The following is a 20,892-nucleotide window of genomic DNA, read 5'->3' on the forward strand; positions in this document are numbered from 1 at the left end:
GCCATCGCTCCGTCCGAACCGTCGTTTGTCGTTACCTGACCCCAGGAAGCTACCGTCATGTCACACCGTCTACCGATCGCTACGCAGTTGTGGTTCACCGCCGCGCTTGCAATCGCCCTGCCCGTTGTCGTGGTCGTCGCCGGCGTGGCGCTGGCGCTCTCGCACGCAGCCTTGCTGGGCACCAGCCTGGTTGCAGCATTGATCAGCGGCGCCTTGCTGGTCTGGGCAATCCGTATCGCCAGCGCGTCGCTGGAGATGGCCACCACCATGCTGGACGCGTTCTCGCGCGGCAACTTCGATGTGGCGCTGCCGCAGGTGCGCGACGACCAGGCCAGCGATGTCCTGCGCGGGCTGCGCAAGGTGCAGAGCGGCATCCGCCATGTCAACGAGGAAATCAATCGCGTTTCGCGCGAACACGATGCCGGCGAGATCGACGCGCGCATCGACGTGGCGCGCTTCGAAGGCGATTTCCGCGCAATGGGCGACGGCATCAACCGCATGGTGGCCAGCCATATCGCGGTGAAAAAGCAGGCGATGGCCTGTGTAGCCGAGTTCGGTCGCGGGAACTTCTCCGCCGAACTGGAACGGTTGCCGGGCAAGAAGGCCTTCATCAACGAGATCGTCGACCAGATCCGCGGCAACCTCACCGGCATGGTCGCCGAGGTCAATCGCATGTCGGCCGAGCACGATGCCGGCGATATCGATGTGGTCATCGACACCCAGCGCTTCACCGGCGATTTCCGTCGCATGGCCGAAGGCATCAACGCAATGGTGGCCAGCCATATCGCGGTCAAGAAGCAAGCCATTGCCTGCGTCAGCGAATTCGGCCGCGGCAACTTCACCGCACAGCTGCCGTTGCTGCCGGGCAAGAAGCGCTTCATCAACGACACCATCGAACAGGTACGCGGCAACCTCACCGGCCTGATCGCCGAGATCAACCACATGTCGGCCGAACATGAAGCCGGCGATATCGACGTGGTCATCGACAGCAGCCGCTTCGATGGCGACTTCCGCAGCATGGCGCTGGGCATCAACCAGATGGTGGGCGCGCATATCGCGGTCAAGAAGCTGGCGATGGGCGTGGTGGCCGAATTCGGCCGCGGTAATTTCGATGCACCGCTGGCGCAGCTGCCGGGCAAGAAGGCCTTCATCAACGACACCGTGGAGCGCGCGCGCGGCAACCTGCGCAGCATTTCCGAAGTGATCCAGGTCATGGGCGCGATGGCCGAAGGCGACCTCACCCACACCGTGGAAGGCCGCTACGAAGGCGCCTTCGCCGACATGCAGCGCTACGTCAACACCACCATGAGCCGCCTCACCGAGATCGTCGATGAGGTCAACCGTAACGCCGAAAACCTGGCCAGTGCGTCGGAAGAGGTCAGCGCCACCGCGCAGGCGCTGGCCCAGGCCGCCAGCGAACAGGCGGCCGGCGTGGAAGAAACCAGCGCCTCGCTGGAGCAGATGACCGCCTCCATCGCACAGAACACCGAAAACGCGCGCGTCACCGACAGCATGGCGGCCAAGGCGGCCAGCGAAGCGGCCGACGGTGGAGACACCGTGCGCGCCACCGTGGTGGCGATGAAGGACATCGCCAAGAAGATCGGCATCATCGACGACATCGCGTATCAGACCAACCTGCTGGCGCTCAATGCCGCCATCGAAGCCGCGCGCGCCGGCGAACACGGCAAGGGCTTTGCGGTGGTCGCCGCCGAAGTGCGCAAGCTGGCCGAGCGCAGCCAGATCGCTGCGCAGGAAATCGGCGAAGTGGCCGAATCCAGCGTGGAATTGGCCGAAAGCGCCGGCCGCGTGCTCGGCGAGATGGTGCCTTCGATCCGCCGCACATCCGACCTGGTGCAGGAAATCGCCGCCGCTTCCGAAGAACAGACCGCCGGTGTCAGCCAGATCAACACCGCCGTGGGCCAGTTGAACCAGACCACCCAATCGGCCGCCGCCAATGCCGAAGAACTGGCCGCCACCTCGGAAGAGATGAGCGCGCAGGCCGAACAGCTGCAGCAGCTGATGGGCTTCTTCCGGCTGGGCAATGGCGGCCGCGGCGCCGCGTCGGGCAGCAACAGGCAGGGTCCGCGCAGGATCGCCGCGCATGCGCCTGCCACGGTGAGCAGCGCGCAGCCACGACGCACCAACGTGCGCCAGATCAGTGCGGTGGCCGCCACCGCTGATGCGATCGACGAATCGCAATTCGCCAGCTTCTGAGGAGCCGACGATGCAAGCGCTTCCTGCACCCGACCGCCAGGTGCCGTCCTCGACGGCGCCGCAGCAATACCTGACCTTTCTGCTGGGGCGGGAGATGTTCGGCCTGGGCATCCTGAGCATCAAGGAAATCATCCAATACCGCGTGCCGACCGATGTGCCGACGATGCCGCCGGCACTGCGCGGGGTGATCAATCTGCGCGGTGCGGTGGTACCGGTGGTGGATCTGCAGCAACGCTTCGGCCGCAACGCCAGCGCGATCACCAAGCGCAGCTGCATCGTGATCGTGGAGATCGCGCATGGCCAGCTGCATCAGGTGCTCGGGCTCCTGGTGGATGCGGTCAGCGAAGTGCTGGAAATCGCGCCTTCCGACATCGTCGACACGCCCAGCTTCGGCGCCGGCATCGCGCGCGACTTCATCCACGCCATGGGCAAGATCGGCGAGCGCTTCGTGATCCTGCTCGATGCCGATGCCGTGCTGGGCAACGACACGCTCGCCCAGCTGCCGGCCGCCGAGCTGGCGGCCTGACCTCACGCATGCACTCAAGGACTCCCATGCGCCCCGCCCTTCTCTCCTGCAACTGCACGCTGGCCGGCCCGGTCCTGGTCGTGGACGACAGCGTGGTCCAGCGCGAACACGCCATGGCGCTGTGTCGCCAGCTCGGCGCAAGCGTGGTCGACGGTGCCGTCGACGGAAACGCGGCACTGGAATGGCTGACGCGCGCCCAGGCGCCATCGTTGTTGCTGGTGGATCTGGAAATGCCGGGCATGGACGGCGTGCAGTTGCTCGACGCCCTGGCGCGCGGCAAATACAGCGTGCCGGTGGTGGTGGTCTCGCAACGCGGCGGTGCCTTGATCGATGCGGTGATGCAACTCAGCCGCAGTGCCGGCGTGCGCGTGCTAGGCGGCATCGAAAAGCCGATGAACCTGCAAGATCTGGCCACCGTGCTGGATTGCGAACCGGAGCCGGCCGCCGATGCACCGGCATTCGCGCCGGTGGCGATCTCGCCGCTGATGTCCAGCGGTGGTGCCGCCGCCTCGCGGCTGGACCGTGCCATGCGCCGCGGCGAGATCCGTGTGGCCTACCAACCCAAGCTCGACCTGAAGGACGGCCGCCTGCGTGGCGTGGAAGCGCTCGCACGTTGGCGCCGCCCGCAAGGCGACATGATCGGCCCGGACCGTTTCATTCCGCTGGCCGAACGCGAAGGCTTGATCCACGCGTTGACGCAGCAGGTCATCGACAAGGCCATCGCGCAATTGGTGGACTGGCGCGCCGAAGGCTTCGACCTGAGCCTGGCCTTGAACCTCTCGCCCCGGCTCTTGGGCGAAGACCATTTTCTCGAAGAGCTGTGCGCCAAGCTGGGCGAGAACGGCCTGAGCCCGGCCAACCTGGTGCTGGAACTCACCGAAAGCGCCATCGTGGAGCCGGCCAATGCGCTGAGCATGCTGGCGCGTTTGCGCCTGCACGGGTTCGGCCTGTCCATCGACGACTACGGCACCGGCTTCTCCTCGCTGCAGCGGCTGGCCAGCATTCCCTTCACCGAACTCAAGCTGGACCGCAGCTTCGTGCATGCAGCGCATCGCAGCCGCAGCCAGCGCACCGTGCTCGAATCGACGCTGGAGCTGGCGCATCGGCTTGAGCTCACTGCCGTGGCCGAAGGCGTGGAAACGCCCGACGACTGGCGCCTGCTGCGCGAACTTGGCTGCGACTTGGCACAAGGCTATCTGATGGCCTCGCCGATGCCCGGGCCGATGCTGTCGGAGTGGTGGCGCGAACACGCCATGCGCATCGCACGCCTGAGCGACAGCACGTTCCACAGCGATACGGATGTGGCCTGAGCCGATGAGCACCGCGACCGCCATCACCGAACAGGAGTTCGGCCGCTTCCAGCGCTTCATCTTCGAAGCGGCCGGCATCACCATTTCCTCCGGCAAGAAGGCGATGCTGTGCGGCCGCCTGGGCAAGCGCCTGCGCGAACATCAGTTCAGCACCTATACGCAGTACCTGCAGCTGCTGGAAAGCCGCCAGGACCGCAGGGAAATCCAGACCGCGATCGACCTGCTCACCACCAACGAAACCTATTTCTTCCGCGAGCCCAAGCATTTCGAGCTGCTGCGCAAGCTGGCCGGCGAACACCGTGGCGGGCTGCCGTTCCGCTGCTGGAGCGCGGCCAGTTCCAGCGGCGAAGAGGCCTACAGCATGGCCATGGTGCTGGACGACACCTTGCAGGGCCGCCCGTTCGAGGTGGTAGGCACCGACATCAGCACGCGCGTGCTGGCCAAGGCGCGCACCGGCCATTACGCGCTGCAACGTATCGACGGCATCCCGCAGGCCTATCTCAAACGCTATTGCCTGCGTGGCCAGGGCGAGTACGACGGCACCTTGCTGGTGGAGCGGCGGCTGCGCGAGCGCGTGCAGTTCGTGCACGCCAACCTCAATGCCGCGCTGCCGGCACTGGGCAGCTTCGATGCGATCTTCCTGCGCAATGTGATGATCTATTTCAACGGCCAGACCAAGCGCGAAGTGATCCTGCGCGTGCTGTCCAACCTCAAGCCGGGCGGGCACTTCTGCATCGGCCATTCGGAAAGCCTGAGCGAACTCGACATCGATCTGGTCCAGGTGGCGCCCTCGATCTTCCGCAAGGCATGACCCAAGGATTCACCGTGTCCACAGCGCTCCATCGCCCCGCCGCCAACCCCACGACCATCAAGGCCATGGTGGTCGACGATTCGGCAGTGGTACGCCAGGTGCTGGTGGGCGTGCTCAACGACGCGCCGGGCATCGAGGTCATCGCCACTGCCGCCGACCCGCTGCTGGCGATCGAAAAAATGCGCCAGCACTGGCCGGATGTGATCGTGCTGGACGTGGAAATGCCGCGCATGGACGGCATCACCTTTCTGCGCAAGATCATGAGCGAGCGGCCCACGCCGGTGGTGATCTGCTCCACGCTTACCGAAAAAGGCGCGCGCGTCACCATGGATGCACTGGCCGCCGGCGCGGTGGCGGTGGTGACCAAACCCCGCCTGGGTCTGAAGCAATTTCTCACCGACTCTGCCGACGAACTGGTGGCGACCGTGCGCAGCGCAGCGCGCGCCAACGTCAAGCGGCTGGCTGCGCGCGTGACTGCCGCGCCGCTGGAAGCGGAGGTCAAGCACACCGCCGATGTCATCCTGCCGGCACAAAGCGGACGTGCGCTGGCGCAGACCACCGAACGCATCGTCGCCATCGGCACCTCCACCGGCGGCACCCAGGCCCTGGAAGAAGTGCTCACCGCGCTGCCGCGCGTCTGCCCCGGCATCGTGATCGTGCAGCACATGCCGGAGAAATTCACCGCTGCCTTCGCCGCGCGCCTGAACGGCCTGTGCCAGATCGCGGTCAAGGAAGCCGCCAACAATGACCGGGTGATGCCGGGCTGTGCATTGATCGCACCGGGCGGCAAACATCTGCTGCTGCGTCGCAGTGGCGCGCAGTATTTCGTCGAAGTGCTGGAAGGCCCACCGGTCAACCGGCATCGCCCGTCGGTCGATGTGCTGTTCCGCTCGGCCGCGCGCGCGGCCGGCAGCAATGCGCTGGGCATCATCATGACCGGCATGGGCGACGATGGCGCCGCCGGCCTGCTGGAAATGCGCCAGGCCGGCGCACGCACGGTGGCACAGGACGAACACACCAGCATCGTGTTCGGCATGCCCAAGGAAGCGATCAAGCGCGGCGGCGCAGACCGTATCCTGCCGCTGGGCGCGATGGCGCGCGAGATCGTGACGCAGCTGCAATAACGCGACAGACGTCCACGTCACGCGCTCAACGCTCTGACACAACCACCGCGTCTTCCGCGCGACAGACCCACTGCACCTGCTGGACAGAGCCTGTGCACCTGCTGGACACAGCCATTGCCCGTGCTCCAATGCAGCCATTGCGTCTGCGCCGCATCGACGCGCGCATTCTCCTGTCCATGAAAGACCGCCACCTGCCCTTCTCCCGCCGGCGGGAGAAGGTGCCCGAAGGGCGGATGAGGGCAACACGCTAACCAGCCAGCTACAGCTGCGACTCCAGCGGCAACCAGCCCATCACCGCTGCTGCGCCACGTCGCCACACGCTCGCCGCCGGCTCGCGCGACCACACCTCGGGCGGCTGCGCTGCATCGTCGTGCCAACGCAGCTCGCCCTGCTCCAGGGTCACGCGGTAACTCACCGGCGCACTGATCTTGTGGTTGTACAGCCGCTCCAGCTCCGCGGTGACCAGGCGGTCGTTGAACAGCAGGCCCATTTCGGTATTGAGGTTCATCGAACGCGGGTCCAGGTTGAACGAGCCGATGAAACCGCTGCTGTCGTCCACGACAAACGCCTTGGTATGCAGGCTGGCGCCGCTGGAACCGAACAGGCTGCCGTCCGGCTTGCCCATCGGCTTGAGCTCATGCAGGCGCACGCCCTGATGCAGGAGCGGCACGCGATAGCCGGCATAGCCGCTGTGCACGGCCACCACGTCGTTGGCCGCCAGCGAGTTGGTCAGAATGCTCACGCGCACATCGCGCTGGCGTAGGTTGCCGATCCAGCGCATGCCCTCGTCGCCCGGCACGAAATACGGCGAGATCACTTTGAGCTCGCGCTGTGCGTGCGCCATTTCGCCGATCAGCACCGGCGTCATCCAGTCGGCTTGCGGCGGCGCACCTTCGGCTTTTTCCGGCGGGTCGGAGACGATGCGCGCCTGCGACACCCAGTGCACCGGTCGGTCGCCCTGCATCAGTTCACGCACGCTTGGCGAGCGCTTGAGCCGCTCCACATACGGATGCGCGCGCACCGATGCCATGCCCGCGTCCAGGCTGCCACGCAAGGCCTCCAGTGCCTGCGGCTTTGCGGTGACCAGCGCAGACAGCGGCAAGGCATTGGGGCTGTTCCAGTACGCGTCGAACACCTGCTCGGCCTGGCCCACCGCCGGCCCCATCAGCGCCGCATCCATATCCATGAAGTTGGTGTCGCGCGCCGCATCGAAATATTCGTCGCCCACGTTGCGCCCACCCACCACCGCGATGCGGCCATCGGCAATCCAGGCCTTGTTGTGCATGCGGCGATTGATGCTGAACATGCGCAGCACCATCTCCACGCCGCGCATCAAGGTGCCTTCGCGCGCGCGCGTGGGGTTGAACAGGCGAATCTCGATCAGCGGATGGCTATCCAGGGCAGCCAGCACCGAATCGCTGCCATGGATATTCATGTCGTCCAGCAACAACCGCACGCGTACGCCGCGATCGGCCGCGCGCAGCAATTCGTTATGCAGCAGGTTGCCGGTGAAATCGGCATGCCAGATGTAGTACTGCAGATCCAGGCTGCGCCCGGCCGCACGCGCGGTGAGCGCACGTACCGCAAACGCATCGACGTTATCCGGCAGGATCACCATGCCGGTCTGATCGACGTGCGCCTGTTGCAGTGGCGCCACCACCTTGTCGATGGGCGTCGCGACCGCCGTGGCAGGCAGCACGTGACTGACCGGCCCGCGTTGGCGGTCGGCAAAGCGCCCGTAGCCGTACAGCGATAACGCGCTGGCCAGCACCAGTACCAGCAGCGCAATGCCGAACCATTTGAAAAATTTCCGCTTTGTCACTGCCGATTCCGCGATGCGCAGCGCGGCAGTGTAGAGCCCATGCGGGCAGGCCGGTGTGCAGACGCCGCCACAAGCAACCTCGACAATTCCCGCGAGAAACAGACGGGTGTCGTGGAAGTGCCGTGGACGCGAGTACTCGCAGCACCGCGTGCCGCACAGGGCGAACGTGGTGGTTACGGCGTCATCAGCGGTATGGCGCGCCAGCTGCCGAAGCACCATCGCGCGCCCGCGGCGCTTACCAGATGGTCACCCGCTCCTTGTCGCCACGTACCATCGCATCGCCGGGCTTGCACTGGAATGCCTGCGCAAACGCCGGCATGTTCGACGGCGCACCGTTGGCGCGGAAATTCGCCGGTGCGTGCGGATCGGTGTTCAGGCGCACGCGCAATTCGCCATCGGTAAAGTTGCGGCGCCAGACCGTGGCCCAGTTCATGAAGAACCGCTGGTCCTGCGAATACCCATCGATCTGCGTGTTGGCGGCCGGCTGCTCCTGCAACGCCATTTGCAATGCATCGTACGCCACGGTCAGGCCGCCCAGATCGCCGATGTTCTCGCCCAGCGTCAGCTTGCCTTTGACGTGCACGCCCTTGATCGCTTCATAGCCATCGAACTGTGCCACCAGCCGGTCGGTGCGCTCGGTGAACAGCTTGCGGTCTGCATCGGTCCACCAGCTATCGAAGTTGCCCTTGGCATCGAACTGGCTGCCGGAATCGTCGTAGCCGTGCATCATTTCGTGCCCGATCACCGCACCGATGCCACCGTAGTTCAAGGCCGGATCGGCCTTGGGGTCGAAGAACGGCGGCTGCAGGATGGCGGCCGGAAACACGATCTCGTTGCGTGTGGCGTTGTAGTACGCATTCACCGTCTGCGGGGTCATGTGCCACTCGCGCTTGTCGACCGGCTTGCCGATCTTGTCCAGCATGTCGCGGTAGTTGAATGCCTGCGCGGCCTGCATGTTGGCAAGAAAGCCGTCGCCACGCGTCTGAAGGCCCGACCAATCGCGCCACTGGTCCGGGTAACCGATCTTGGGAGTGAAGCTGGCCCATTTCTCCAGTGCGCGCTGTTTGGTGTCCGCGCTCATCCAGTCGAGCTTTTCCAACCGCGCCTTGAGCGCCGCCGACAGGTTTTGCACCAGTTGCTGCATCTGCTCCTTCGATTCGGCCGGGAATGCAGATTGCACGTACAGCTGGCCCAGGGCCTCGCCCATCGCCTCGTTGACCGCATTCAAGGTGCGCTTCCAGCGCGGCAGCATGTCCTGCTGGCCGCGCAGGGTCTTTGCGTAGAAATCGAAATTGGCCTGCTCGAACGGCTTGGCCAGATACGGCGCCGCTTCGTCCACCGTGTGGAAGCGCAGATACGCCTTCCAGGTAGCGATCGGCGTATCGGCCAGCATCGCATCGAGCTCGGCGAAATAGCCCGGCTGGCTCAGCGAGAAGGTGCCGGCCGGCACCTTGAGCGCTGCGAAAAACGCCTTCCAGTCGAAGTGCGGCGTGATGGCGTTGGCGCCGGCCACATCGACCGGGTTGTAGCGCTTGGCCGGGTCGCGCAGTTCGATACGCGACAACGACGCATTGGCCAGGCGCGTCTCGAACGCCATCACCGCCTTGGCCTGCGCGGCCGCCTGCGCGGCCGGGATACCCGACAACTCCAGCATCCGTGCGATGTAGGCCACGTACTGCTCGCGGATCTTTGCTTGCGCCGGGTCGGTGTAATAGCCCTTTTCGGGCAAGCCCAGACCGCCCTGCCCTGCGTAGGCGATCATCTGCTCGGAATTCTTGTAGTCGGCATTGGCACCGAACGAAAACACCAAGCCCTGGCCTTGCGCATAACTGTTGCGCAACCAGGCGGCGATGGACGGCGCATCGGTCAATGCGTCGATGTCCTTCAACTGCGGCTGCAGCGGCGTAATGCCCGCTTTGTCGATCGCCGCTTCATCCGAGCCGGTCCGCCACAGGTCGGCGATCTTGGCATCCACCGAACCGGCCGACAGATTGCCGCGCGCCAGTTGCTCCACCAACGCGTGCTGGATGGTCAGCGAGCGCTCGGCCAGCACCTCAAAGCTGCCCCAGCTGGTGCGATCGGACGGCACCGGATTGGCCTTGAGCCACTTGGCGTTGACGAACCCGTTGAGGTCCTGACACGCAGCGATGCTCGGGTCCAGGTCGCTGTTGCTGAATGCCACGATCGGCGCATCGAGCTTGGACACATCCACCTTGGTCGATACCGCCTGCGGCGCGGCAGGCGCCACCTTGGCGGTGTCATCGGAGGCGCCGCACGCAGACAGCGCGACCACGATGGCGACCGCAAGCGACAGCGGAGCTAACTTGCGCAACTTCATTGAATTCTCCGGGGCATGACCGCGCAGGCGCGATCGAAAAAAAGTCGACATCCGGTCGGCAAGCGCCGGCGAAGAACCGCGCAGCGCAGGCGCCCGCCTCTTCGTCAGTCGCTCTGCAACCGGCCAGACCACATCCGTGCAGCGGCACCGCAACATGAAGTCGATGCCGTGCGCCATGAAAGTCCATTGCATCTGTACAGCACGTGCGCGTCCGTCATCGGCACCGCTACGCACTGCTTCCACTCCACCTGCATGCCGGCGCAACGCGCGCCATCGCATGCGCTCAACGCCGCGCGTAAAACGGCGCCATCACCAGATACACCGGATACGCCAGCACCATCAGCGCCAGGGCGACCTCGTGCCCCGACGCCGCATCGGCCCACGCTTCCATCTGTGGCGCCGGCCCAGCCACGCCAAACCCCAGCAACAGCGCCCCCATCGCGCAGATCAGCAGTGCCAGCGCCAGCCCCGCGCCTGAGATGTCGCCAGCAGCCAAGGCGACAAACGCGGCCCCGCCGGCCACCAGCATGCCGAGCGTCACCAGATACGCGCGACAGTAAACGGCAGTCATCTGCCGGGTTCTCCGTTTGCCGGACATCGTGTCTCGCCTGCGCCTCGGTGCCGAGCGCGTATTACCCTCTCGCACCGCTTCCATTCATCACCGCACGCAGCCGCTTGCAGCCTCATGCGCACAAGAACGCGCGCTGCGCGCACCGCACGCAGCGCTGCAACCGCCGGCGGCGATTACTTCGCCTTGCCCTGGTTGGCCACCGCTTCGGCCGCGCGCTTGGCCGCTTCCGGGTCGCCCAGGTAACGGAAGCTGCGCACCTGCAGGTTGTCGTCCAGCTCGAACAGCAACGGGATGCCGGTGGGGATGTTGAGCTCGAGGATCTGCTCGTTGGAGACATCGTTGAGGTACTTGTACAGCGCGCGCAGCGAATTACCGTGCGCGGTCACCAGCACGGTCTGCCCGGCCTTCAACTGCGGCGCAATCGCGTCGTGCCAATACGGCAACACGCGTACCAGCGTGGTTGCCAACGACTCGGTCCCCGGCAGCGCATTGCGGTCCAGGGTGGCGTAGCGCCGGTCATGGCACGGGTGGCCCGGGTCGTTGACGTCCATCGCCGGCGGCGGGATGTCGTAGGAACGGCGCCAGATCTTGACCTGCTCCTCGCCGTGCTTGGCCGCGGTTTCGGCCTTGTCCAGGCCTTGCAGGCCACCGTAGTGGCGCTCGTTGAGGCGCCAGCTCTTGGACACCGGCAACCAGTCCTGGTCCAGTTCCTTCAATGCGCCCTGCAGCGTGTGGATGGCGCGCTTGAGCACCGAGGTGTGGGCGACATCGAACTGCAGCCCTTCGTCCTTCATCAGCTTGCCGGCCGCCACAGCTTCCTGGCGGCCCTGGTCGGTGAGTTCCACATCCACCCAGCCGGTGAAACGGTTGTCCAGATTCCATTGGCTCTGGCCATGGCGCAGCAGTACGAGTTTGCGGGTCACTACGGTTCTCCGATTGGGGCCGATCAGCCTGCGATTGTAGCGGCAGCGCGTGCATCGCAGGCGTGCACGAGATCGCCACAGGCAGCGCGCGATGCTTTCGCAATGCAGACCAACGATCCCGTCTTCGCCGGTTGGGACGGCAGCGTGATTCAGGCGCGACAGTTGCAGCAGCAACTGGCACGGCGCGTGGTGCTCGATGACGCGGTGAGCGCAACGCCGCAGTTGCTTGCAGGGTTCGATGTCGGTTTCGAAGACGATGGCCAGACCACCCGCGCGGCTGCCGTGTTGCTGGATGCGCAGACGCTGCTCCCGCTGGAAACGCACGTCGCGCGCGTGCCGACCTCGATGCCCTATGTCCCCGGCCTGCTCAGTTTTCGCGAATTGCCCGCGTTGCTGGGGGCCCTGGCGCTGCTGTCGCGTACGCCGGATCTGGTGTTCATCGATGGCCAGGGCATCGCGCATCCGCGCAGGCTGGGCATCGCAGCGCACTTCGGCGTGGTCACCGGCCTGCCGTGCATCGGCATCGCCAAGCAGCGCCTGGCCGGCAGCTTCGCCGAGCCTGGGCCCGAGCGCGGCGACCACACGCCGATCCTGCTGGGCGGTGCGCAGATCGGCTGGGCACTGCGCAGCAAACCGCGTTGCAACCCCTTGATTGTCTCGCCCGGCCATCGCGTGTCGATGCAAGGCGCGCTCGACTGGACCCTGCGCACATTGCGCGCCTATCGCCTGCCCGAGCCCACGCGCCTGGCCGACCGGCTGGCCTCGCGCCGCGGCGAGGTGACGGTACCGGCAGCCTGCTCCGATCAGCTGCTGTGAGCAGGCGTCGCGTCAGCGGCCACGTGCCACAGCCCCAGCGCCGGCCGCATAGGCACGGCGCTGGGGCAACCCATCAGTTGTAAGTGATGAAGATGCGACCGGAACCGTCGATCCGGAAGAAAATCATTTGCTTGTCTGACGGAGGCCGGTAGTTCACCAATGACCCCACTGCATAGGGCTGATCGCTGCACGAGGACGAGGACGCAGCGACCTGATAGGTGGTCGCCGTGCTGAGCGTCGGCCCTGCAACACTCCTGCCGGAGTAGACCGCATAGCAGCCGACCGCGCTTCCATTTATCAGGAATGCCAGCGAGCGGACATTGGCGGACGCACTGATGATGCGACTGGGGAGGGCCCGGGCGCTCTGCGCACTACCAAGGCAGGGCGCCAACGCTGCCATCACCAAGAAGAGCAGCGATGTTGTCTTCCTTCCTGAGATCGATAAGGACATAACGTATTCCTCGGATTGGGAGTGAGAATCTGAAACGCATCGAGTAAAACGCTAAAGCGCGAGCGACTTGCCGCTAGGTGTGCACTGCAGACGATGCGCAGCAAGCGACCGTTGCCGATCCGTCACCTGAGACGCATGCAATGAAGGCCAAAGCGCTCGTGGATCGTGCAGCGCCGCCATTATTCATGGCGCGATGACGCACGTGACCTGGCACGCTGCATTTAGGATGCGGCGGTACGTTTCCCGCCATGCAACTTCGTTCGTGTTGCAACTTCGCCGCTGCCAGAACCTCGTCCGCCGATACCTGGCGGCAGCAGCGGTGGCGAGCCCTGGAGACAGCCGCTTGCGTTGCAAGATCAGGCCGGCCATGGCGGCCACAAGCGCCCCGGGCCTTGCCGATGGGAGACGTGCGCACGGCAATGGCGCCCGCGCCGAGCTTCAGTAGTGCGGCCTGCATGATCCCGGACCGCAGCGCTGGATGCGTCGTCTTCGCTGCCGACAATGTCCTCGTTGGTACCGCATCTGCCTGCACAAGACCGGGGCTGTCTCGCGCTGAGCCGCTGCTACCTCGTGCCGCGCCCGCACGGCGTTCGCGGTGCGGCACTCGCTGCCGCGCCGATGGCGCGCTCCCCCGACGCGCAGGAAGCGCCATGACCCGGACACTGCGTTTTACGCCACGCACCCGCCCCGGCCACCGCGCATGCGAAGCTCGTGCCCACGTCATCAACTCCGCGAGACCGCGCATGACCACCCTGATCGCTCCACGCGTCCATGACATCGGCGGCCTGGAAGTGCGTCGCGCCGTGCCCACCCTGCAGGCGCGCAGCGTCGGCCCGTTCGTGTTCGTCGACCACATGGGCCCAGCCGTGCTGGAGCCCGATCACGGCATCGATGTACGCCCGCATCCGCACATCGGCCTGGCCACGGTCACGTTCCTGTGGGCCGGCGAAATCGGCCACCGCGACACGCTGGGCTCGGATCAGGTGATCCGCCCCGGCGACGTCAACTGGATGACCGCCGGCCGCGGCATCGCCCATTCCGAACGCACGCCTGGCCCGGAGCGCGCACGCGAACACGCCTTGCACGGTATGCAGACCTGGATCGCCTTGCCGCGCTCGGCCGAAGAAACCGCGCCCGCGTTCCATCACCACGCGGCGGCAAGCCTGCCGCAGCAGCGCCGCGACGGCGTGTGGCTGCGCGTGATCGCCGGCCGCGCATATGGCGAGGAATCGCCGGTACAGGTGTTCAGCGGCACGCTGAATGTGGCGCTGGATCTGGCGCCCGACGCCGAACTGGATCTGGACACCGGGCACGCCGAGCGCGCCCTGTACATCCTGGAAGGCCAAGCGCAGCTGGACGGTGCCGACGTGCCAGCTCGCCACCTGATCGTGCCCTCGCCCGGCGCCCGCGGCCGCCTGCGCGCCAAGACCCCGCTCAAGGCGATGCTGCTTGGCGGCGAGCCGCTGGATGGGCCGCGTCATCTATGGTGGAACTTCGTGTCCAGTTCCAAGGAACGCATCGAGCAGGCCAAGGACGACTGGCAGGCAGGCCGCTTCGGCAGCATTCCCGGCGACGACAAGGAGTTCATTCCGCTGCCCGAGTCACCGGCCCCAAAACCGGTTAATTACCCTTGAAACCGTGCGCTGCGCGAGTGGACCAACACGCGCGATCACCAGGTCTCTTACCGGAAGTGCCACGCTGCACATGCGATGCCAGGCACAGGTGCGACACCACTTGAGCTGACTCGCAAAACTGTGGTAGTGATGGCCCTGTAGACGGAGCGCGTTGCGTAGACGGCAGTCCTTGGACGGGGAGTTCGAGGCACTGCAACGGCACGAAATCGGCGCGCCCGCATCGTCATCCAATGCCGGGGAATCGTGTATGAAGTCTGCATCCTGCCTTGTTGGCCTGAGCTTGCTGCTGGCCGCTGCCACCGCCCATGCCCAGACCTCGCCGGTCTGCCCGCCGTTGCCACCGGCCTCCGGCCTGCAGTGGAACGAGCTCGCCGGTGCCGATTACCTGGTCTGCAAGGCCATGACTGCCGATGGCCGGCAGGTGGTCGGCGTGATGCTCACTACCCGCGACCCGGCGATGACACTGGCACGCGAGCGGCGCGCCGAAAAGGGCCAGATTCAGCAGGAAGACTTCTACTGGTACAAGCTCGATCTGGGCGGCCGCGACATGCCGGGCACGGAATCGCGCCGCGTCACCGTGGTCGAACTGGGCAAGAAGCGCTACGCCCAGCTGTGGATCGACGGCGCCAGCACCGAAGAACTCGCCTCGATGCAGTCGATGGTGCAGAACATGGATCTGCAGCCGGCCAGCCTGGCGCTGCAGCGCTGACGCAGCGCGCGTCACAGCCCCGCGCACTGCTGCACCCGTCTTGCAGCGCGCGGGTTTGCCAGCACGCTGCAGACAGTGTCTGACGGTATCTGCCGCGAGCGTGTCGCCGCAGATCACCATTGCGCACTGATGCTCGTGCCCTCGCGTGTCGCGCCGACGCGCATGAGGCGACGCCCGAGCGGCTTGCGCATGCACCAAGCGCGCCGGTGCGTCCAGCCGCTCAACGATTTTGATCCCGGCGGCCACCACGTGCGGCGGCGATGGGCTGGAGAACGCTCACGGTTGCAAACGTTGGAGCAGTGGCGCACGTCATGTCGGCATACGCCCGGAATCGGGGTGGACCGATCGCTCGTTCCAATTCCGATTCCGCACTCACCGAACCCAAAGACTGCCGGCAAGCGTCTGTCAGTCGCTTCGAATCGCCGTGTCTCCACCGCCGCCAGCCGCCTGCAACTGAGTCTCGATGCGCACCTCGCCGGTCAGCAGGCGATGGATCGGGCATTTGTCGGCCACCTCCATCAACCGTGCGCGTTGCTCGTCGTCGAGCGCACCGTCAAGCACCACCGCGCGGGCGATCGCCGTGCCGGCAGCGCCGCGCTGCGTGTAACGCAGATGCACGTGCACCGCCGTCAGCGGCCACTGCTTGCGCGCGGCCACCATCGACACCGTGATGGCGGTGCACGCACCCAGTGCGCCCAACACCTGCGATTCGGGATCCGGCCCGGCGTCGCTGCCACCATTGGCCGGCTGCGTATCGCCGCTCCAGGTGTGCAGCCCGTCGTGGATGCTGACCGTGTACGGCACCGTGCCGGTGCGCACGCTGACGGGCCGGTCACTCATTGCCGGCTCCTGTTGTCGTACGCGGGCCGGTTCAAAACCGGCCTTCCTGGAAATCGACGAACGCCTGCATCAGCTCCTGCTTGGTGTTCATCACGAACGGGCCATGCCGCATCACCGGCTCGTTGAGCGGGCGGCCCGCGACCAGGATCAGCTGCGCACCGTCGGCACCGGCGTGCAGGCGCAGGCGCTGTCCGCCACCCAGCACGGCCAGCTGCTGCGCCGGCAACACGCGCGCGGTGTCGCTCTCGCCCACCGTCAGCGCGCCCTCGAAGGCATACGCGAACGCGTTATGTCCGCTGGGCAGCTGATACTCCCATTCCACGTTCGGTTCCAACGCGATATCCAGGTACACCGGGCTCGTTGCAGGTTGCACGATCGGCCCGACCACCTCGCCCACCGCACCGGCAATCACCTTGACCGTCACGCCGGGCGCCGGATGCGCCACCGGAATGTGGTCGGGTGCGTACTCCTGGTACTTGGGATCGGTCATCTTCTCGCGCGCCGGCAGGTTCACCCACAACTGAAAGCCGCGCATGCGCCCGGATTCCTGCTCCGGCATTTCCGAATGGATCAGCCCGCGCCCGGCGGTCATCCACTGCACGCTGCCCGGCGTCAGCAGGCCTTCGTTGCCGTGGTTGTCCTTGTGGCGCATGCGCCCGTCGAGCATGTAGGTCACGGTCTCGAAACCGCGATGCGGGTGGCTGGGGAAACCGGCCAGATAGTCTTCGGCCTTGTCGGTGCCGAATTCGTCCAGCATCAGGAACGGGTCCAGCTCCGGCAGCTGCTGGGTGCCGATGACGCGGGTCAGTTTGACCCCGGCCCCGTCGGAGGTCGGCATGCCGCGAATGGTGCGCAGTACGTGCGCTGCTGTGGTGGTCGTGGTGCTCATCGCTTGTCCCTGTGCCCTGTGGCGAAGCGCCAATGATGGGTGCGCGCGGGCCGCCGCCCAACCGCGACCATTGCAACCGATCGTTCCAAACGCCGCCAGCGTGCCAGCGCTCTAACCGATCTGTGACCGCAGCACCCTACGACCAAAGTTTTAACCCGTTGCGCCCGCCTGGCATTGACCGCAGCCGGGCGTGGGGGGACCCTTGAACGAATCGTTCCTGAGGGGCATGCATGAAAGGGTTCTCCAAGCTGGCCTGGGGCGCGTTGGCGCTGCTGGCCGCGTTCTGCCTGGGTACCGTTGCGCTGCGGCGTGGCGAGCACATCAACGCGTTATGGATCGTGGTGGCCGCGGTGTCGATCTACCTGATCGCCTACCGGTTCTACAGCCTGTTCATCGCCGACAAGGTGATGCAGCTGGACATCACCCGCGCCACCCCGGCGGTCGCCAACAACGACGGCCTGGATTACGTGCCCACCAACAAGCACGTGCTGTTCGGCCATCACTTCGCCGCCATCGCCGGCGCCGGGCCGCTGGTCGGCCCGGTGCTCGCCGCACAGATGGGCTACCTGCCCGGCCTGCTGTGGCTGGTGGTGGGCGTGGTGTTCGCCGGTGCGGTGCAGGACTTCGTGGTGCTGTTCCTGTCCAGCCGTCGCAACGGCCGCTCGCTGGGCGATCTGGTGCGCGAGGAAATGGGCCAGGTGCCCGGCACCATCGCCCTGTTCGGCGCCTTCCTGATCATGATCATCATCCTGGCGGTGCTGGCGATGGTGGTGGTCAAGGCGCTAGCGGAAAGCCCATGGGGCATGTTCACCGTCATCGCCACAATGCCCATCGCGATCATGATGGGCGTGTACATGCGCTACATCCGCGTCGGCAAGATCGGCGAGATCTCGGTGGTGGGGTTGATCCTGCTGCTGGGGGCGATCTGGCTAGGCGGCAAGGTGGCCGCGGACCCGACCTGGGGCCCGGCCTTCACCTTCACCGCCAAGCAGATCACCTGGATGCTGATCGGCTACGGCTTCGTCGCCTCGGTGCTGCCGGTGTGGCTGCTGCTGGCACCGCGCGACTACCTGTCCACCTTCCTCAAGATCGGTACCATCCTGGCCCTGGCGATCGGCATCCTGGTTGTCATGCCGGACCTGAAGATGCCGGCGCTCACGCAATTTGCCTCCACCGGCGATGGCCCGGTCTGGAAGGGCGGCATCTTCCCGTTCCTGTTCATCACCATTGCCTGCGGCGCGGTCTCCGGCTTCCATGCGTTGATCGCGTCCGGCACGACGCCCAAGCTGCTCGCCAACGAAGGCCACATGCGCTACATCGGCTACGGCGGCATGCTGATGGAATCGTTCGTGGCGATCATGGCGCTGGTGGCCGCGTCGATCATCGAGCCGGGCATCTACTTCGCCATGAACAGCCCCGCCTCGCTGGTGGGCACCGACACTGTCGCAGTGGCTGCCAAGATCAGCGAGTGGGGCTTCTCGATCACACCGCAGGTACTCGAGGCCACGGCACGCGATATCGGCGAGCACAGCATCCTGGCGCGCGCCGGCGGTGCCCCTACGCTGGCGGTGGGCATCGCGCAGATCCTGCACCAATTGCTGCCGGGCGAAGACACCATGGCGTTCTGGTATCACTTCGCCATCCTGTTCGAAGCCCTGTTCATCCTGACCGCGGTAGACGCCGGCACGCGCGCCGGCCGCTTCATGCTGCAGGACCTGCTGGGCAACTTCATCCCGGCGTTGAAGAAAACCGAGTCGTGGACCGCCAACATCATCGCCACCGCCGGTTGCGTGGCGCTGTGGGGCTACCTGCTCTACACCGGCGTGATCGATCCGTTCGGCGGCATCCAGACCTTGTGGCCGTTGTTCGGCATCTCCAACCAGATGCTGGCCGGGATCGCGTTGATGCTGGGTACGGTGGTGTTGTTCAAGATGAAGCGCGACCGCTACGCGTGGGTCACCATCGTGCCGGCGCTGTGGCTGTTGTTGTGCACCACGTACGCCGGGTTGATCAAGATCTTCGACAGCAACCCGGCGCAGGGCTTCCTGGCGCAGGCGCACAAGTTCCAGGCGGCCATCGCCAGCAACACCATCACCGCGCCGGCCAAGACAGTGCCGCAGATGCAGCAGATCGTCACCAATGCCTACGTCAACACCGGGCTGACCGTGCTGTTCCTGTTCGTGGTCGGCTCGATCCTGATCTATTCGATCAAGACGATCGTGGCAGCACGCCGCAACCCGCAGCGCACCGACCGCGAAACCCCGTACGTGGCGTTGCAGCCGCATCAGATGGCAGACCTGTAATGGGCACGCAACTCGTCCTGGCCAGTCACTATCAGGCGCATCGCCGCATCTGGCGGCGTCTGATCCAGACCGCGCGGCTGTGCTGCGGCATCCCCGACTACGACAACTACGTGCGCCACATGCTGGAAAAGCATCCCGACAAACCGGTGATGGACTACCCCGCCTTCTTCCGCGAGCGCCAGGATGCGCGCTATGGCGGCAAGAGTGGGTTTCGCTGTTGTTGATCGGTGACGGTTGATTGCCTGGCCGGTCGTCGGCTGATCAAGAGGTAGAACCGCAGCAGGGCGCGATGCGAATCGCGCCCTGTTGCGTTGGCTCGACCGCAACTCGATAAAACGAATCACGTAATGGCGCATTCGCTCGTCGCAGCGCCTGTCGATGTGATGGCCAATCGATCCGCAGCAAAAACCCAATCGACGCGTGCAGGAACCTGTTCGCGGCAGCGAGCTGCTTTCATCAGGCGTCAGTCAACTGTCTAGTGCGGTGTCCTCGCCACTTGCGGGACCGTTGGCGGCATGGATGCCGCCAACGACTCCCATGGACGGGTTCACGGCGTGTCCCGCAAGCGGCGAGGACACCGCGCACTCGACGACCCAGCTTTTGAATGCGTCAAGATTGGGCGACGACCCGAATCGCGATCACTCGGACGGATCGCAACGTCCAATCCATCAATTGCAGGACACTACCCGCGCGTTGGCTGCGGGCCCTCTCACGTTGGTCGTTACGCATGTTTCGACAAGACAACCGAACACCTTGCGGCGCGGTGTCCTCGCCGCTTGCGGGACGGGTCCACTGCGTACCCATGACACCGCCCCCCCTCACCAAGCTGCCGCCTTACCCAGCCCGCTTTTGCGCCAACCGCGCGAACAGCGCAGGCAAATCGCGCATGTCGTCGAACACTTCAAGCACACCAATGCGGCGCAGGGTGTCGCCATGCCCCGGTGGAATGTGGCTTGCACCGGTAAACCCCAGCACCTGCATGCCGGCCGTCACGGCCGCGGTTGCACCGGTGGGGCTGTCTTCGATGACCACACAACGCGGCGGCGCGACTCCGGCGGTGCGTGCCGCCAGCAGATACACGTCCGGTGCCGGCTTGGGCCGCTCCACCATGTCGGCGCTGAAAATACGTCCCGCCGCGCGTGCGGTGAGCCCGGCCCGTTCCACCGAGGCAATCACATTGTGGCGCCGGCTATTGGAGGCCACCGCCAACGGCAGTGGAATCTGCTCCAACGCCTCGCGTACGCCTGCGATCGGCTGCACCTGCGACTGGATCAAGGCCTCGCTACGCGCCTGGATCTGCGCGAGCAGAGTCTCTGGCAACTGCAATGCAAAGCGCTCTTCCACCCGCCGCAGCACCTCGCGCGTGGTCTGCCCGAAGGTGGTTTCCAGCAGCTGTTCCAGCGGCTCGCTTGGCACGAAAGATGCCAGCGCCTCACGCATTACCCGGTCGGCCAGTATCTCGCTGTCGACAAGAACGCCATCACAGTCACTGATCAGTAGCTCGTACGCCATCGCACCCATCTGCTCACAAAGCGCCATTATGCCGGCCCGGGTGTGACCGTCGGCTGTGGGGCAGCAGGCTGTGGCGATGGACACTTCGCCGCTTGCAGC

The 20,892-nt window shown here is 65.6% G+C and carries 18 protein-coding genes; 10 read left to right on the plus strand and 8 right to left on the minus strand.

What is annotated here, in order from left to right; genetic code table 11:
- Positions 1-57: 57 nt before the first annotated feature.
- Genes AC1POX_RS14855 through AC1POX_RS14875 form a run of 5 tightly spaced genes read left to right on the plus strand, consistent with a single transcriptional unit; the run spans position 58 to position 5,985 of the window.
- Entirely contained in the window at positions 58-2,214 is a 2,157-nt protein-coding gene (locus AC1POX_RS14855; RefSeq protein WP_372356321.1) for a methyl-accepting chemotaxis protein, read from the plus strand.
- A 10-nt stretch (positions 2,215-2,224) separates the two neighbouring features.
- Entirely contained in the window at positions 2,225-2,740 is a 516-nt protein-coding gene (locus AC1POX_RS14860) for a chemotaxis protein CheW (protein ID WP_372356322.1), read from the plus strand.
- A gap of 26 nt (positions 2,741-2,766) precedes the next feature.
- Complete coding sequence (locus AC1POX_RS14865; RefSeq protein ID WP_008571301.1) at positions 2,767-4,050, plus strand: EAL domain-containing response regulator; 1,284 nt, start codon at positions 2,767-2,769, stop codon at positions 4,048-4,050.
- Between the two features lie 4 nt (positions 4,051-4,054).
- Positions 4,055-4,861, plus strand: coding sequence for a CheR family methyltransferase (locus tag AC1POX_RS14870; RefSeq protein WP_008571300.1), 807 nt, complete (start codon positions 4,055-4,057; stop codon positions 4,859-4,861).
- Positions 4,858-5,985, plus strand: a complete 1,128-nt coding sequence (locus AC1POX_RS14875; RefSeq protein ID WP_372356323.1) for a protein-glutamate methylesterase/protein-glutamine glutaminase — start codon at positions 4,858-4,860, stop codon at positions 5,983-5,985. The genes AC1POX_RS14870 and AC1POX_RS14875 overlap by 4 nt, the downstream gene beginning before the upstream one ends.
- A gap of 259 nt (positions 5,986-6,244) precedes the next feature.
- Here AC1POX_RS14875 and AC1POX_RS14880 read toward each other — a convergent pair whose 3' ends face one another.
- The 4 genes from AC1POX_RS14880 to gpmA all read right to left on the minus strand — a co-directional run bounded on the left by AC1POX_RS14880 (position 6,245) and on the right by gpmA (position 11,639).
- On the minus strand, positions 6,245-7,807 hold the full coding sequence (locus AC1POX_RS14880) for a phospholipase D family protein (RefSeq protein WP_372356324.1): 1,563 nt from the start codon (positions 7,805-7,807) through the stop codon (positions 6,245-6,247).
- Positions 7,808-8,042: 235 nt separating this feature from the next.
- A complete protein-coding gene (locus tag AC1POX_RS14885) occupies positions 8,043-10,145 on the minus strand; it encodes a M13 family metallopeptidase (protein WP_209261251.1) in 2,103 nt (700 codons plus the stop codon).
- A 283-nt stretch (positions 10,146-10,428) separates the two neighbouring features.
- Positions 10,429-10,743: a hypothetical protein gene (locus tag AC1POX_RS14890; RefSeq protein WP_029819865.1), complete on the minus strand. Its 315-nt coding sequence runs from the start codon at positions 10,741-10,743 to the stop codon at positions 10,429-10,431.
- Between the two features lie 146 nt (positions 10,744-10,889).
- Entirely contained in the window at positions 10,890-11,639 is a 750-nt protein-coding gene (gene gpmA, locus AC1POX_RS14895; RefSeq protein ID WP_008572455.1) for a 2,3-diphosphoglycerate-dependent phosphoglycerate mutase, read from the minus strand.
- A 102-nt stretch (positions 11,640-11,741) separates the two neighbouring features.
- On the opposite strand from gpmA, the gene nfi reads away from it, so the two are divergent.
- On the plus strand, positions 11,742-12,455 hold the full coding sequence (nfi, locus tag AC1POX_RS14900) for a deoxyribonuclease V (protein WP_372356325.1): 714 nt from the start codon (positions 11,742-11,744) through the stop codon (positions 12,453-12,455).
- A 73-nt stretch (positions 12,456-12,528) separates the two neighbouring features.
- Here the strand turns inward: nfi and AC1POX_RS14905 are convergent, their stop codons facing one another.
- The gene (locus tag AC1POX_RS14905; RefSeq protein ID WP_218196452.1) at positions 12,529-12,906 is read right to left on the minus strand and encodes a hypothetical protein; all 378 of its coding nucleotides are present in this window, start codon (positions 12,904-12,906) and stop codon (positions 12,529-12,531) included.
- A gap of 743 nt (positions 12,907-13,649) precedes the next feature.
- Here AC1POX_RS14905 and AC1POX_RS14910 point away from each other — a divergent pair.
- Both AC1POX_RS14910 and AC1POX_RS14915 read left to right on the plus strand, forming a co-directional pair.
- Positions 13,650-14,540 carry a pirin family protein gene (locus AC1POX_RS14910; protein WP_008572447.1) on the plus strand — a complete coding sequence of 297 codons (891 nt, stop codon included), beginning with the start codon at positions 13,650-13,652 and terminating at the stop codon, positions 14,538-14,540.
- Between the two features lie 247 nt (positions 14,541-14,787).
- Positions 14,788-15,249 carry a hypothetical protein gene (locus AC1POX_RS14915; protein ID WP_008572445.1) on the plus strand — a complete coding sequence of 154 codons (462 nt, stop codon included), beginning with the start codon at positions 14,788-14,790 and terminating at the stop codon, positions 15,247-15,249.
- A 405-nt stretch (positions 15,250-15,654) separates the two neighbouring features.
- On the opposite strand, the gene AC1POX_RS14920 is transcribed toward AC1POX_RS14915, so the two are convergent.
- Together AC1POX_RS14920 and AC1POX_RS14925 are read right to left on the minus strand one after the other, a co-directional pair.
- Positions 15,655-16,089, minus strand: coding sequence for an OsmC family protein (locus AC1POX_RS14920; RefSeq protein WP_031423537.1), 435 nt, complete (start codon positions 16,087-16,089; stop codon positions 15,655-15,657).
- Positions 16,090-16,120: 31 nt separating this feature from the next.
- Entirely contained in the window at positions 16,121-16,978 is an 858-nt protein-coding gene (locus AC1POX_RS14925) for a pirin family protein (RefSeq protein WP_065613314.1), read from the minus strand.
- 230 nt (positions 16,979-17,208) lie between these two features.
- On the opposite strand from AC1POX_RS14925, the gene AC1POX_RS14930 reads away from it, so the two are divergent.
- The gene (locus AC1POX_RS14930) at positions 17,209-19,281 is read left to right on the plus strand and encodes a carbon starvation CstA family protein (RefSeq protein ID WP_008572442.1); all 2,073 of its coding nucleotides are present in this window, start codon (positions 17,209-17,211) and stop codon (positions 19,279-19,281) included.
- Positions 19,281-19,505, plus strand: coding sequence for a YbdD/YjiX family protein (locus AC1POX_RS14935; protein WP_003488133.1), 225 nt, complete (start codon positions 19,281-19,283; stop codon positions 19,503-19,505). Before AC1POX_RS14930 ends, AC1POX_RS14935 begins: the two co-directional genes overlap by 1 nt.
- A gap of 610 nt (positions 19,506-20,115) precedes the next feature.
- Here AC1POX_RS14935 and AC1POX_RS14940 read toward each other — a convergent pair.
- Complete coding sequence (locus AC1POX_RS14940) at positions 20,116-20,820, minus strand: HAD family hydrolase (RefSeq protein WP_372356326.1); 705 nt, start codon at positions 20,818-20,820, stop codon at positions 20,116-20,118.
- Between the last annotated feature and the right edge of the window lie 72 nt (positions 20,821-20,892).

The sequence above is a fragment of the Xanthomonas sp. NCPPB 3442 genome, from assembly GCF_056725145.1.